We start from the raw sequence: 14,176 nt of genomic DNA, 5'->3' as shown, positions 1-14,176 counted from the left end.
AGGCCGATGCGCGCGGACGCGCGCCGCAACTACGACCGCATCCTGGCCGCGGCCGCCGAGGCCATCGCCGAGCATGGAGCCGAGGCCTCACTGGAGGAGATCGCCCGGCGCGCAGGTGTCGGCTCGGCCACGCTGCACCGGCACTTCCCTTCCCGACAGCTGCTCCTGGAGGCCGTCTTCCGCGACAAGGTCGAGGCACTGTGCGCCATCGCCGCCGACCTGGCCGCCGACCCCGATCCCGGACGCGCGCTGGCGACCTGGCTGGGAGCCGTCGCCAGGCACGCCGTGTCCAACCGGGGCCTGGCCGCCTCACTGATGCGGGGGGCCCACGACGGCGACCCTGCCTTCGGCGGCACCTGCCACACGATGATCACCAACGCCGGAGCAGACTTGCTGGCCCGCGCCCGCCACGCGAACGCCGTCCGCACCGACGTCTCCATCACGGACCTGCTCAAGCTCGTCAACGCCATCTGCCTGGCTGTCGAGCACGAACCTGACAGCGCAGACCAGGCCGACCGGCTGCTCACCCTCGCCCTGACCGGAGTGCACGCCACAGAAGCAACAACGAGGCGAGAGATGTGACACGAAATGTGCATGTGAGGGCACGCTGGCTGAGGACGGGTCGCTCCCACCAAGCTCGACCCACACCGTCAGGACCCACACCGTCAGTGGTGGACCCTGCACCAGCTGCGGCGCTCGGCGCGGCAGAAACCGGCCCGATCCGGACGGACCCCCCGGAGCTTCAGGCCAAGAGCCGCCACGCCCCTCTGGCGGGCTCGGCCGCCGCCTACGGCTGAGCGACGAGACCTCCGCGCGCAGCATCACCATCGAAAGCGGACGCCGGCCGAATGGCGTCGCGCCGGGTGACTCGGAAGCACGGCATCTCGCCGGGACGGTAGCTCTTCATCGCGGGCAGTCTCAGCGCCAAGCCCGCCCGCCTTTACACTGTAGATCACTAAAGCGGGCGGATTCCGTCCGAGGTCGCGCGCTCGTCGACGGCCTCGGTGGTGTCGTAGGCGGCCCAGCCAGGCGATCCCCCGGCGATGAAGTCGACCCAGACCCTGTACACGTGGTCGGTGAGGCTCACGTTGTCGAAGAATCTCCCCCGCGTGGCAGGCGGTTGGACTCAGTTCGGGGTGATCGGAACTGTACGTCCAGATGACGGCGGTTCCGTGGCCAGGCTCGCGCCTCGGCGACCCAAATGGCGGGGATGCCGAAGAGCAGTTGATCGTCGAGATCCTCTGGTCGCTGATCTCCCAGACCGCCCAGAGTCGGCGATCGACCAGGGAGGGACGGTGGCCGGCCCTCTCTGGTCGTCGCTGAGACGGTGCCCTGCGTCATCATCAACACCGCCATGCAGCGCTTCCTCGAACGCCCACGCGAAGGCGAAGGCGAACGGCCACACCACGCCCACGCGACATCGCGCTGTGCCGGCCCAACCGGGCCGTCGACGAAGGCCACCGGCTTCGAGACCCGTCTGGTCGTGCTCGTCGGCCCGGCTCCTCACCGAGCATCGTGGCGGGGCGGCTGGAGCCCGCCACCCCGCGTGCGATCTGCCTGACGTCCTCGTCCGGGGCATGGAGTCGTACATCCATCTGGGGCTGATCACCGGTGCCTCCCCGAGCCCGGTGGCGCCGCCCGGGTGATCGGCGTGCTCAGGCGGCGGCGTTCTTGTAGGGGGCGAGGAAGCGCGTCAGTGCGTCGAGCAGGATTTCGGGGGCCTCTTCGGGGACGTAGTGGCCGCAGTCGGGGATGACCAGGCCGGTGACGTCCTCCGCGACGCTGCGCATCTCGGCCTCCACGCCGTCGCCACAGGCGGTCGCGCCGCCGATGGCCAGCACCGGGATGGTGATCTTGTGTTGTCTGCGCCGGCGGCTCTGCTCGATCGTCTCGTCGATGGCCCGGTAGTAGTCGAAGCTGGCCCGTAGCGCCTGCGGGTCGCGCAGGGTGTCGACGTAGACCTGCACGGCGTAGTCCGGGATGGAGGTGGGGGTGGCCGCCTTGGTGGCGAACTGGTGGCCGAAGTAGATCTCCTCGCGGCCTTGGACCAGGCGTTCGTTGACCTCGTGGGCGCGGTTGAAGGTGAAGTGCCACAGCAGGTCGCTGAGCCGGCGGCTGCCGAGGAGCGGCGGTGAGGGCGAGATGCCGGGGATGATGGCCTCGGCGACGGCGAGCCGTTCGATCCGGCCGGGATGGTCGGCGGCCATGGCATAGCCGGTCCACATGCCGATGTCGTGGCCGGCCATGGCGAAGCGCGGGTGGCCGAGTTCCTCCATCAGGGCGACGAGGTCGGTGGCGAGGGTCGCGGAGTCGTAGCCGCTGTCGGGCTTGTCGGACAGGCCGACGCCGCGCGGGTCGACGGCGACGACGGAGAAGTCCCTGGCCAGGGCAGGCATGACGAAGCGCCAGGCGTACCAGGTCTGCGGCCAGCCGCCGAGCAGCAGCAACGCGGGCCCCTGCCCGCCGGTGACGGCGTGCAGCCGCAGGCCGTTCGCGGTGACGAACCGGCTCCGGAAGGTGCCGGTGAACCCTTCGGGCAGGTTCGGCACGCCGGTCACCGAGCCGAAACCGATCGGGGTCGCGACGGAGGACGGGGTGGTGTGCGCGGTCATGGCGGGCTCCCAAGCGTCGGTCCATTTCATGTTGTCCATTACAAAACACCTCGGAGGCGGCCATGGGCCACGCGATTACCTTTTTTGTGTCGTACAGCACAAAAGCGGTCGTACGATGGGGAAAGGTGTTCACCGGAGGTGGTCATGGCGGATGGCGGCGGCGCGCGGCGGGGACGGCCGCGGGTCTTCGACGAGGACGAGGTGCTGGACCGGGCCATGCATCTGTTCTGGGAGAAGGGCTACGACGGCACGTCGATGGTCGACCTGGTCCGCGCCATGGGGATCAACTCGCCGAGCATCTACGGCGCCTTCGGCAGCAAGGAACGGCTCTACCTGCGGGCGATGGCCCGCTACACGAAGATCGGGGAGGGCATCACCGGCCGGGCCCTGGCCGAGCAGCCCACCGCCAGGCAGGCGATCGAGGTCATGCTCAAGCAGCATGTGGAGCTGTTCACCGGGTTCGCCTCTCCTCGGGGGTGCCTGGTCGTGCTGGGGGCGGCGAACACCTCCCAGGCCGGCCCCGAGGTGCGTGAGGCGCTGCGCCGCCAGCGCGGCCGGATCCGGGACGCGATCCGCGACCGCCTGGCCCAGGCCGTCGAGGACGGCGAACTGCCGGCGGACAGCGATGTCGACGCGCTGGCCACCGAATATCACACCTTCCTCAACGGCCTCTCCCTCCAGACCTCCGACGGGGTCCCCGCCCAGGTCCTGCTCAACGCCATCGACAACGTGATGACCGGCTGGGGTCGCACCCCGCCACGGTAGATGTCTTTTCAGGCATATAACCATCCTGGTATGTTCAGGGTATGCGCTTCGACGTGCTGGCGGAACCCGCCCGGCGGCAGATCCTCGACCTGCTGCTCGAACGCCCTCACCTGGTCGGCGAGCTCACCGAGCGGCTCGGCCTGACCCAGCCTGGCACCTCGAAACACCTGCGCGTCCTGCGCGAGGCGGGGCTGGTGGCCGTGCGCAAGGACGCCCAACGCCGCTGGTACGAGATCCGCCCGCAACCGCTCGCCGAGATCGACGCCTGGCTCGCCCCCTACCGGCGGCTGTGGACAGGCAGCCTCGACCGGCTCGAACGACACCTCGACACGATGGAGGACCAGTGAACGAGCACCTCACCATCCACCCGGACGGCCGCACCATCCTGCACCTGGAGCGCAGGCTGCCGCACCCGCCGGACAAGGTGTGGCGGGCCATCACCCAGCCGGAGCACCTCAAACACTGGTTCCCCGCCGAGATGACGATCTCCGGCGACCGCGTCTCCTACGAGTTCGGCCCCGACGGGAGAGTGACCGAGCTGGACCCGCCGCGGGTGTTCGCCCACACGTGGGGCGACGACGAGCTGCGCTGGGAGGTACGGCCTGACGGGGACGGCAGCGTGCTGGTGCTCACGCACACGTTCGGGGACCGCTTCGGCGCGGCCAGTTTCGCCGCCGGCTGGCACACCTGCGTCGCCGCCCTGCTGGCCCTGCTCGACGGCCGCCGGCCCACCACCCCCGACACCGCCCAGCTGCACGAGGACTACGTGGCGATCCTCGGCCTCACCTCCGGCGAGACCGCCGACGGCACCGTACACGTGGAGCGCCAGCTCACCCGCCCGGCCGAGGCGGTGTGGCGGGCGCTGGACGGCGACCAGGCTCGCACCGGCGCGGCGCCGCCCGCCCCGTTCACCGTCCCCGGCGTGCCGGCGGGCGCGGTCACCCGCGCCGAGCCCGGCAAGCTCCTCGAGTACGCCGCGGCGAGCGGCACGGCGGGCGGCACGGTCCGTTGGGAACTGGCCGAAGGCACCGGCCACGGCGCGCGCCTCATCCTCACCCACACCGGCGACACCACCGCGCTGCCGGCCTGGCGAGCGCGCGTCGAGAGCCTCGCCGCGTCCCTCCTGTCCGCCTGACCGCACCAGCGGCCGCGTGGTTCAGGCGGTGAGGCCCAGGGCCGCGGCGGTCACGGTCCTGGCGCGGCCCGGTCTCATCAGCAGGTCGACGGAGTCGGAGAGCTGGTCGACGCATCCCACCGGCGGCAACCGCTTGATCAACGGGTCCGACACCCCGGCCATCAGCGCGTCGGCGAACCGGTCGCCGCCGATCACCTGGAACGGCCGGTCGTGGAAGCCGCGCACCCGCTCGTCGAGCCGTCCGGCCAGCCCGATCCGGTTCTGCAGCGCGGCCAGCCGTGAGTACGCCGCCGACAGGCCGTCCTGCCGATCCCACCATGACCGGGCCGCCAGCGCCGCCCCGAGCGACTCCCCCAGCTCGGTGGAGCCGGGCATCCGGGCCAGCGCGCTGCCGAGCCATTTGGCGTACGGCGGGTAGCGCCGGCGCAGCAGCAGCGCCAGGCGCATCACGTCCCGGGCCAGCCGTGCCCCCTCGACGGCCGAGCCGAGCTCGTCCCCCACCTCGCCGCAACGGCCGGGGAACGGCTCCTCCTGGGCGATGCGCCGCCACTGACACGCGAGCACATAACGCCACACGTCCTCCGGATACCAGCGCAACGCCCGCCGGACCGCCTCCAGCCCGCCCGTCGCGGACACCTCGTCCGCCAGCCCGTCGTGGAACACGTCGCCCTGGGTCACCTCGGCCAGCCGCTGCCACGGCACCGACAGCCAGTCCAGCAGCGACATGCCCCGCCGGGGGTCGAATCCGAGCTGCCCCTCCAGCCACTCCCCCAGCTCGGCGACCACGACACCGGGCCGCACCTCCCCGTGATAGTCGAACACGGTCGCGAAGCCGCGGAAACGCGCGGGCAGCCCGGCGGCGACCTCGGCCTCGGCAGCGGTAACCAGTCCACCGGGGACGAAGACGAGCACCCGCGGCCCCCAGTCATGATCGGCGGACCGGCTCGTGTCGAAGGACAGCACTTCGGAGCCCGGCCCGATCAACGCGGCGCTGTGCGGCACTCCGGCCAGCAGCGGCGCCACCGCCTCGGCGTAAAAGGCGCGGGACAGTTCGATACCAGGTACAAAATCGGTCATCACCCGTCCACTGTGCCTGACCACCCTGCCAAGCTCATCCGAATTAAGCGCGGCCAGGTCAGCGGCGAGATGCCACGGGGCTGGACGGTGACACGTCAGGGGGGTCGGCCGGGCCCACTGGCTTCTGGAAGCTGCTCGGTACAGGGGTTGCCCCCGGGGCGTACCCGCGATCAGTTCATCACCGAAGACAGCACGAGGCGGCGGCGGTAGCCGAGGCGTTCGTAAAGGGCGATGGCCGTGGCGTTGTCGTCGTCGACCATCAGGGCCGCCCGCCCGTGCTCGGCCACCAGTTCCCGCGACATCCACCGGCACACCCGCTCGGCCAGTCCCCGTCCCCGCCACCGCGCAGCCGTGGCCACGCCCGCCAGCAGCCCCACCGACGGCGCCGACCAGGCATCGGCCGCGACCGCGGCCGGCCTCCCGCCGATGCGCACCCCGGCCCACCGCCGCACTCCCGCGTCACCCGGGACCGCGTACGACCCGGGTGCGTGCCGGGCGATCAACGCCGCGACCTCGTCCTCTTCGGCCGCGTCCAGCCAGCCGGCCTCCCCGGCGCTGACCTCCTCAGCACCGACCTCCCCGGCACCGGGGTCCGCAGGTGGCGGGGGGACGGTGAGACTCATCCAGGAGAACTCACCCGAGACCTTCAGCCCGGTCAGCTCCGCCATGACCCGCGTCATCAGCTCCCGCTCCCCGAACGGGCGGTAAGTGGGCCCCAGCTCTGCGAACGCGTGACGTACCAGCTCCACCGCGCAGGCCGGACCGCCCCAGACGGCGATCCGGTCGTGGCGGGAGATGTCCGGGGCGGCGGCCACCACGGCGTCGCCGAGCGCCCACGCCCGCGACCGGCGGCCGGTCAGGTCCTGCGCCGCCCACACCAGCAGGTCGTCATCGCAGGCGGCCCGCAGCTCCGCCAGGCTGGTGAACTCGCGTATCAACGCCCCTCCCGGGCCTCCGCACCCGACGCGAACCCGCCGCCGGTCACAGGATCGCGCCCGGCCGATAGGCCGCCGCGCCGGGGTGGGCGGCCACGACCTGGGCCACCTGCTCGGCCACCGCCGCCACCTGGCCGCCAGCCGCGCCGGTGAACGACACCCGGTCGGCCAGCAGCGCGTCCAGCGCCGGCCGGTCCAGGGGGAACCGGTCGTCGGCGGCCAGCCGGTCGAGCAGCTCGTTGGCGGCGCCGCGCGAGCGCATCGCCAGCGCCGAGCCCACCGCGTGCTCCTTGATCAGCTCGTGGGCCTGCTCGCGGCCCATCCCGGAGCGGACGGCCGCCATCAGCATCTTCGTCGTGGCCAGGAAGGGCAGGTAGCGGTCGAGCTCGGCGGAGATGACCGCCGGGAACGCGCCGAACTCGTCCAGGACCGTCAGCATCGTCTCCACCAGCCCGTCGAAGGCGAAGAACGCGTCCGGCAGCGCCACCCGGCGCACCACCGAGCACGACACGTCGCCCTCGTTCCACTGGTCGCCGGCCAGCTCCCCGACCATGGAGGCGTAGCCGCGCAGCACCACGGTCAGGCCGTTGACGCGTTCGCAGGAGCGGGTGTTCATCTTGTGGGGCATCGCCGAGGAGCCGACCTGCCCCTCCTTGAACCCTTCGGTGACCAGCTCGTGCCCGGCCATCAGGCGGATCGTCCGGGCCAGCGAGGAGGGCGCGGCGGCGAGCTGGACCAGGGCGGTCACCACCTCGAAGTCCAGCGAGCGGGGGTAGACCTGGCCGACGCTGGTGAATCGGTGGGTGAAGCCGAGGTGGCCGGCCACCCGGTCCTCCAGCTCGGCGAGCTTGGCCGGGTCGCCGCCCAGCAGGTCGAGCATGTCCTGCGCGGTGCCGACGGGGCCCTTGACGCCGCGCAGCGGGTAGCGGGCGATGAGCTCGTCCAGCCTGCGGTAGGCGACGAGCAGCTCGTCGGCGGCGGAGGCGAAGCGCTTGCCGAGGGTGGTGGCCTGCGCCGCCACGTTGTGCGAGCGGCCGGCCATCACGGTGGCCTCGTGCGAGGTGGCCAGCGCGGCGAGGCGGGCCAGCAGGGCGACCACGCGGTCGCGGGCCAGCAGCAGGCTGTCACGCACCTGCAGCTGCTCGACGTTCTCCGTCAGGTCGCGGGAGGTCATGCCCTTGTGCACCTGCTCGTGCCCGGCCAGCGCGTTGAACTCCTCGATGCGCGCCTTCACGTCGTGGCGCGTCACCCGCTCCCGCGCGGCGATCGAGGCCAGGTCGACCTGGTCGACGACCTTGTCGTAGTCGCCGATCGCCTGCTCGGGGACCGCCACGCCGAGCTCGGCCTGGGCTCGCAGGACCGCCAGCCACAGCCGCCGCTCCGCGACCACCTTGTACTCGGGCGACCACAGGCGGGCCAGGTCCGGTGAGGCGTAGCGGGCGGCCAGAACATCGGGGATAAGCGGCTTCGAAGTCACGTCGGACAAGTGTATTCACACGCGTCCGCCCGTACGACACGCAGGTCGTACGGGCGGGCAACCCTCCTTCAGGGGCTCACGACGTCGGCGTCAGCACCTTGCTCTCGGTCTTGGCCGGGGCGGGGGTGCGGCGCAGCCGCTCCTTGCCCCGCTCGACCATCGTGTAGAGCGTCGGCACCAGAACGAGCGTCAGCAGCGTCGAGGTGACCAGGCCGCCGATCACCACGATCGCCAGCGGCTGGGAGATGAACCCGCCCGAGCCGGTCACTCCGAGCGCCATCGGCGTCAGGGCGAAGATGGTCGCGATGGCGGTCATCAGGATCGGCCGCAGCCTGCGGCGGCCGCCTTCGATCACCGCCTCCACGATCCCCATCCCCTGGTCCCGATACTGGTTGATCAGGTCGATCAGCACGATCGCGTTCGTCACCACGATGCCGATCAGCATGAGCATGCCGATCAGCGCGGGGACGCCCATCGCCGTGTCCGTCGCCACCAGCAGGCCCACCGCGCCGGTCGCCGCGAACGGGATCGACACCAGCAGGATGAGCGGCTGCACGAAGCTCCGGAACGTCGCCACCATGATCATGAACACGATCGCGATGGCGGCCAGCATCGCCATGCCGAGGTCCGCGAAGGCGTCCTCCTGGTCGGCGGACGCGCCACCGATCTCGTACGACGAGCCCGCGGCCAGGCCCAGCCCGTCCAGCTTGGTGGTCAGGGCCTGGGTCACGCTGCCCAGGTCGGCGGCGGACGCCTTGGCCGACACCGTCGCGGAGCGTTCGCCGTCGATCCTGGTGATCTGGGTGGGACCGGCGACCTCCTCGACGTCGGCGACCGTGGACAGCTTCACCATGCCCGCGGCGGTCGCCAGCTCCAGGTCCTCGACCGCCTTGACGTTCTCCGGCGCGTCGTCGCCGCGCAGCACCAGGTCACTGGCCCGGCCGTCCAGGGTGAGCTCGCCCAGCGGCGCGCCGCGGAACGCCTGCGCCACCGCCTGGCCGATCTGCGCCTCCGACAGCCCGCGCTCGGCGGCTTCCTCCCGGTCGACGCGGACCTCGATGCGCGGGGCGCTGTTCTCCAGGTTGGACGCCACGTCACGCAGCCCGGTCACCTGGCCCATCGCCCCGGTGACCGCGTCGGCGGCAGCGCGCAGCGCGTCGGCGTCGGGCGCCCGCACGATCACGTCCACCGTGTCGCTGGAGAACCCGCCGCCGCCGGCGGCTCCGACGGTGACCTCGCCGATCCCGGACAGGGTGGCGAGCTTGTCGCGGAGCTCCTGCTCCACCTGGGGCGTCTCGGCGCCCTCCTTGATCGTCACCGAGTAGGAGGCCCGGTCGGCGCCGCCGCCGCTGCCGCCCATCATGGCGTCGCCGCCGCCCACGTTCACCTGGTAGGACTCCACCGCGTCCAGCTCCGCCAGGGCGTCCTCGACCTTGGCGGCGGCCTTGTCGGTGGTCTCCAGGTCGCTGCCGACGGGCATCCGCTGGCTGAGCGAGATCGTGTTCTGCCCGGAGGAGTCCAGGAAGTTGGTCCGCAGGCCGCCCGCCAGCCCGAGCGTGCCGACCATCACCGCCACGCCGATCAGCACCGTCACCAGCTTGAACCGGGTGGCGAAGCGCAGCACCGGCAGGTAGGCGCGCTGCAGGGGGCTGCGCAGTTCCTTGGCCTCGGCGGCCTCACGCTGGGCGCGGGCCTGCTCCGGCGTCAGGTCGGGCGCCTTGAGGAACCAGTACGCCATCACCGGCACCACGGTCAGCGACACCACCAGCGAGGCGATCAGCGCGACCGCGACGGTGATCGCGAACGGGCTGAACAGCTCGCCCACCATGCCGCCCACGATGGCGATCGGCGCGAACACCGCGACCGTGGTCAGCGTGGACGCCGTCACCGCGCCCGACACCTCGCGCACACCGGCCAGGATGGCGGACTGCTTGGCCTCGCCGTAGCTGAGATGGCGTTTGATGTTCTCCAGCACCACGATGGAGTCGTCCACCACCCGCCCGACCGCGATCGTGAGCGCGCCGAGCGTCAGCATGTTGAGCGAGTGGTCGCCCATCCACAGCACGATCAGCGCGATCACCACCGACAGCGGGATGGACACCGCGGTCACCAGCGTGGAGCGCACTGACAGCAGGAACACCAGGATGACCAGCACCGCGAAGGCCAGGCCGAGCAGTCCTTCGGTGGTGAGGCTCTCGATCGACTCCTCCACGTACGGGGCCTGGTCGAAGACGACCTCCACCGCCTTGTCGGAGCTGTCGCCGAGCGCCCGGCCGAGCTCCGGCAGCTTCTCGGTGACCTCGTGCGAGATCGCCACCGCGTTGCCGTCGGGCGCCATCGTCACCGACACGCCGAGACTCGTCTTGCCGTCGGTGCGGGTGATCGTGCTGGCCTCGGCCAGGCCCCGCTCCACCGTGGCCACGTCGCCCAGTTTGACCGGCTTGAGCGGCTTGGGCTTGACCACCGGCTGCGCCTGCGCCTGCGGCTGGCCGGGGCGGGCCTGCTGCGGCTGCTGTTGAGGCTGGGCCTGCGGCTGGGGCTGAGCGGGTGTCAGGTAGAGGTCGCGCAGGTCGGTGAGCGAGTCGACCCGGGCGCCCACCTGCACCGTCAGGGACTTGCCGTCGTCGACCAGCGCGCCGGCCGGGATGGGCGTGCCGTTGGCCTTCAGCACCTCGGGGATCTGTGCCGGCGACACCCCGGCCCGCGCCATCTTCTTCACGTCGGGGGTGATCGTCACGACCTCGTCGCGGGTGCCGGTGACCTGGACCTCCCGCACCCCCTCGATGGCCTGCAGCTCAGGCACCATGATCGTGCGCAACTCGTCGGCCATGGCGCGCGGATCGCCGCCGTCGCCCACGGCCAGCACCAGCACCGGGATGTCGTCGGTGTTACCCGCGACCACCTGCGGCTCGACGTTGGCCGGCAACTGACCCTGGATCCGGGACACCGCCTGCTGCATCTTGTTCAGCGACGCCTCGATGTCGGTGCCGAAAGCGAAGGCGACCTGGATCTGTGCCAGGCCCTCCTTCGAGGTCGACGTCATCGTCTCCATGCCGTCCAGGCCCTGGAAAGAGTCCTCGATCGGCTTGGTGACCTGCTCTTCCACGATGTCCGGCGAGGCGCCGGGGAACGACGCCACCACAAATGCGCCCGGGAAGGACAGGGAAGGCAGCAACTGCTGCTTGAGCTGCGGAATCGTGAACGCGCCGAAGGCGGTGAGCACGAGCGAGAGCAAGATCACAAGGCTGCGATTAGCGAGGCTTAACCGGGCGAGTGCGGTCATCGGCGTCCCTTCAATATGAGTGCCCCAGAGACTAACACTTAGCCTTGAACGAATTATTAGATAGAAGTGACTTTCCTGATAACCTTCTCAGGAAAGCGAAGAGGTGCAAGTGAACGACGAACGTGAAGAGCTGATCCGGCGGATCATCGACAACCAGCGTGGCCTCGTCCGGGCCTTCGCCCAGCACCAGTCCCCCCTGTTCGCCTCCAACCTGACGATGCGCCAGCTCAAGGTCGTCTTGCTGGTGTCGGTCAACGGCTCGGCCACCGGCCAGGACCTGGCCCACCATCTCGGCGTCGCGCTCGGCACCGTGACCGGCATCGTGGACCGGCTGGTCGCCCACGGCCTCGTCAGCCGGCACGAGGACCCGCAGGACCGCCGGGTGCGCCGGGTCGAGCTCACCGAGGCCGGCACCAAGCTCATCGACCAGATCAACGACGCCGGCCTGCAGCAGTATCAGGCGGTCATGGCCTATCTCGACACCGAGATGCTCCGCTGCCTGAACAAGGTCACCGACCGGCTGCGCGAGGTCGCCATGGATCTGTACGCGGAGTGACCGCCTTTACAAAGTAGATTCAAGGCGGACGAGCGGCGCGGGCAGATCGCCCTCGTGGACCACCGTCAGCCGCCGGGTCGCCCGGGTGATCGCCACGTACAGATCCCGCGTCCCCATCGGCGACTGCGCCACGATCCCCGCCGGATCCACCACCACGACCCCGTCGAACTCCAGCCCCTTGGCCTGCGTCACCGTCAGCACCACCACCCGCGCGTCCAGGTCGCCGTCCGGGAACAGCGCCGCGACCTGCCCGTGCCGGACGTCGGAGGTCACCACGCCGACCCGGCCCTCGCCGATCGCCGCCAGCTCCCCCGCCACGATGCCGGGCAGGCCCGCCACGTCCGAACGGACCGCGCGCGGCGCGGCCTCGCCCTCCCGCACCGACTCCGGCGGCCGCAGCCCCGGATCGATCGCCCGCAGGACGTCCGCCGCCACGCGCATGATCTCGGCCGGGGTCCGGTAGTTCACCTCCAGCCGCTCCTGGCGCCAGCGGCCCTCCAGGTAGGGATCGAGCACCTCGCCCCACGATCGGGCGCCCGCCGCCGAGCCCGTCTGCGCGATGTCGCCCACCACCGTCAGCGACTTGGCCGGCACCCGGCGCATGACCAGCCGCCAGGCCATCGCCGACAGCTCCTGCGCCTCGTCGACGATCACGTGCCCGTACGCCCACGTCCGGTCGCGCGCGGCCCGGTCCGCGGTGCTCAGGTCGTCACCGTCGCCGGCGTGCCGCTCGGCCAGCACGTCCGGCCGCTGGAAGATGCCCTCCTCCGCCAGACCCGTCGAGCGCAGCACCTCCGCGGCGTACAGCTCCTGCTCCTGCCAGTCCTCCTGCCGCCGCCTGCCCGCCTCCCGCTCGGCCGAGTCGTCCTCCCCCAGCAGCTCGGCGGCCTCGTCCAGCAGCGGCACGTCGTCCACGGTCCACGCGGCGCCCGCCGGTCGCACCAGGGCCCGCCAGTCCAGCCCCGGCGGGGACACCGCGCGCAGCGTCTCCGGCGAGGCCAGCAGCCACGAGACCAGCCCCTGCGGCGTCAGCTCCGGCCACAGCTCGTCGAGCGCCCGGCGCACCTCCGGCTCCGCCCACAACCGCCGGCCGTTCAGCCGCAGGTCGACCTCGTCCAGCTCACCCTCCAGATCCAGCGGCCCGGCCAGCTCCGGGTCCTCCAGCTCCATCTCGTCCAGCCGCAGCGAGGCCTCCAGCGCCCGCGCCTCGGCCAGGGCCAGCTCCTTGAGCATCTCCAGGACGTACAGCTTGCGCGCCATGTTGTGCGGCAGGCGCACCGCCTGCGCGCGCGCCCGCAACCTCGCGCACACCTCGTACGGCACCCGCAGCGTGAGCCCGTCGGTCACCACCTCCAGGTCGCCCTCGGGCACCCGCTGCCGCTCCCGCACCGCCGCGGCCACCACGCCGGCCATCCGGGCGTCACCCTTGACCACCGCGACGCGCGGCTCGTCGGCGGCGGTGGCGCGCACCCCCGGGAACAACTCGCCGAGCGTCGCCATCACCACCTGCGTCTCCCCGAGCGCGGGCAGCACCTGGCTGATGTAGCGCAGGAACATCGCGTTCGGGCCCACCACCAGCACGCCGCGGCGTTCCAGGGTGGCGCGGTGGGTGTAGAGCAGGTAGGCGGCGCGGTGCAGGGCCGCCACCGTCTTGCCGGTGCCGGGGCCGCCCTGGACCACCAGGGCTCCCTGCATCGAGGCGCGGATCACCCGGTCCTGCTCGGTCTGGATGGTGGCCACCACGTCGCCCATCCGGCCCGTCCTGCCCCGGCGCAGCGCCGCCAGCAGCGCCGCCTCGCCCACCAGGGTGCGGCGGTCGCCGTCGCTCATCCCCGTCAGGTCGAACACCTCGTCGTCCAGCCCCACCACCCGGCGGTCCCTGGTGTGCAGGTGACGGCGGCGCAGCACCGCGCCGGGGTCGGTGGCCGTGGCGACGTAGAAGGCGCGGGCGGCCGGCGCGCGCCAGTCGATCAGCACCGACTCGTGCTCGTCGTCACGCAGCCCGATCCGGCCGACGTAGATCGTCCGGCCCGAGCTGTCGTCGATCCTGCCGAAGCACAGGCCGCGTTCGACGGCGTGCAGCTGCGCCAGCCTCCTGGCCTGCTCCGACGCCATCACTTCGCGCTCCACCATCGCCTGGCGGGTGCCGATCGCATCGCCCTGACCGTGGACCTGGCGCAGCGTCGCCTGCGCGCGCGTCCTGGCCTGGTCGAGCCGGTCGTACAGCGCTGAGACGACACGCTGCTCGGTGTCAAGGGCTTCAGCAAGAGCATCTTGACGATTAGCCATTCGCTGGTATACTCCTAACAGGAGGACTGTCGAAACTGTCGCCTGGC

General features: G+C 71.5%; 11 protein-coding genes. 5 read left to right on the top strand and 6 right to left on the bottom strand.

Annotation, left to right across the window (positions count from 1 at the left end; all coding sequences use genetic code 11):
• The first annotated feature begins 6 nt into the window (after window positions 1-6).
• A complete protein-coding gene (locus ACIBQX_RS42105; RefSeq protein WP_397014824.1) occupies window positions 7-582 on the top strand; it encodes a TetR/AcrR family transcriptional regulator in 576 nt (191 codons plus the stop codon).
• A gap of 1,073 nt (window positions 583-1,655) precedes the next feature.
• Here the strand turns inward: ACIBQX_RS42105 and ACIBQX_RS42100 are convergent.
• Window positions 1,656-2,651, bottom strand: coding sequence for an alpha/beta fold hydrolase (locus ACIBQX_RS42100; RefSeq protein WP_397014822.1), 996 nt, complete (start codon window positions 2,649-2,651; stop codon window positions 1,656-1,658).
• 105 nt (window positions 2,652-2,756) lie between these two features.
• On the opposite strand from ACIBQX_RS42100, the gene ACIBQX_RS42095 reads away from it, so the two are divergent.
• The 3 genes from ACIBQX_RS42095 to ACIBQX_RS42085 are packed head-to-tail and all read left to right on the top strand — an operon-like array spanning window position 2,757 to window position 4,512.
• A complete protein-coding gene (locus ACIBQX_RS42095; RefSeq protein WP_397015142.1) occupies window positions 2,757-3,377 on the top strand; it encodes a TetR/AcrR family transcriptional regulator in 621 nt (206 codons plus the stop codon).
• 41 nt (window positions 3,378-3,418) lie between these two features.
• Window positions 3,419-3,724: an ArsR/SmtB family transcription factor gene (locus ACIBQX_RS42090; protein WP_397014820.1), complete on the top strand. Its 306-nt coding sequence runs from the start codon at window positions 3,419-3,421 to the stop codon at window positions 3,722-3,724.
• The gene (locus ACIBQX_RS42085) at window positions 3,721-4,512 is read left to right on the top strand and encodes an SRPBCC family protein (protein WP_397014818.1); all 792 of its coding nucleotides are present in this window, start codon (window positions 3,721-3,723) and stop codon (window positions 4,510-4,512) included. The genes ACIBQX_RS42090 and ACIBQX_RS42085 overlap by 4 nt, the downstream gene beginning before the upstream one ends.
• 21 nt (window positions 4,513-4,533) lie before the next feature.
• Here ACIBQX_RS42085 and ACIBQX_RS42080 read toward each other — a convergent pair whose 3' ends face one another.
• The 4 genes from ACIBQX_RS42080 to ACIBQX_RS42065 form a co-directional block, all read right to left on the bottom strand.
• Window positions 4,534-5,589, bottom strand: coding sequence for a DUF4037 domain-containing protein (locus ACIBQX_RS42080; protein ID WP_397014816.1), 1,056 nt, complete (start codon window positions 5,587-5,589; stop codon window positions 4,534-4,536).
• A gap of 170 nt (window positions 5,590-5,759) precedes the next feature.
• Window positions 5,760-6,527, bottom strand: a complete 768-nt coding sequence (locus tag ACIBQX_RS42075) for a GNAT family N-acetyltransferase (protein WP_397014814.1) — start codon at window positions 6,525-6,527, stop codon at window positions 5,760-5,762.
• Window positions 6,528-6,570: 43 nt separating this feature from the next.
• Window positions 6,571-8,001, bottom strand: a complete 1,431-nt coding sequence (gene purB / locus ACIBQX_RS42070; RefSeq protein ID WP_397014812.1) for an adenylosuccinate lyase — start codon at window positions 7,999-8,001, stop codon at window positions 6,571-6,573.
• Between the two features lie 76 nt (window positions 8,002-8,077).
• Complete coding sequence (locus tag ACIBQX_RS42065) at window positions 8,078-11,284, bottom strand: efflux RND transporter permease subunit (RefSeq protein ID WP_397014810.1); 3,207 nt, start codon at window positions 11,282-11,284, stop codon at window positions 8,078-8,080.
• Between the two features lie 109 nt (window positions 11,285-11,393).
• On the opposite strand from ACIBQX_RS42065, the gene ACIBQX_RS42060 reads away from it, so the two are divergent.
• Complete coding sequence (locus ACIBQX_RS42060; protein WP_397014808.1) at window positions 11,394-11,840, top strand: MarR family winged helix-turn-helix transcriptional regulator; 447 nt, start codon at window positions 11,394-11,396, stop codon at window positions 11,838-11,840.
• Window positions 11,841-11,846: 6 nt separating this feature from the next.
• Here the strand turns inward: ACIBQX_RS42060 and ACIBQX_RS42055 are convergent, their stop codons facing one another.
• Window positions 11,847-14,129, bottom strand: coding sequence for a HelD family protein (locus ACIBQX_RS42055; protein ID WP_397014806.1), 2,283 nt, complete (start codon window positions 14,127-14,129; stop codon window positions 11,847-11,849).
• Between the last annotated feature and the right edge of the window lie 47 nt (window positions 14,130-14,176).

The sequence above is a fragment of the Nonomuraea sp. NPDC049714 genome, from assembly GCF_044465295.1.
GTDB lineage: Bacteria > Actinomycetota > Actinomycetes > Streptosporangiales > Streptosporangiaceae > Nonomuraea.
Note: the sequence above shows the minus strand (reverse complement) of the source record. Positions and strands in the feature narration are given on the sequence as shown.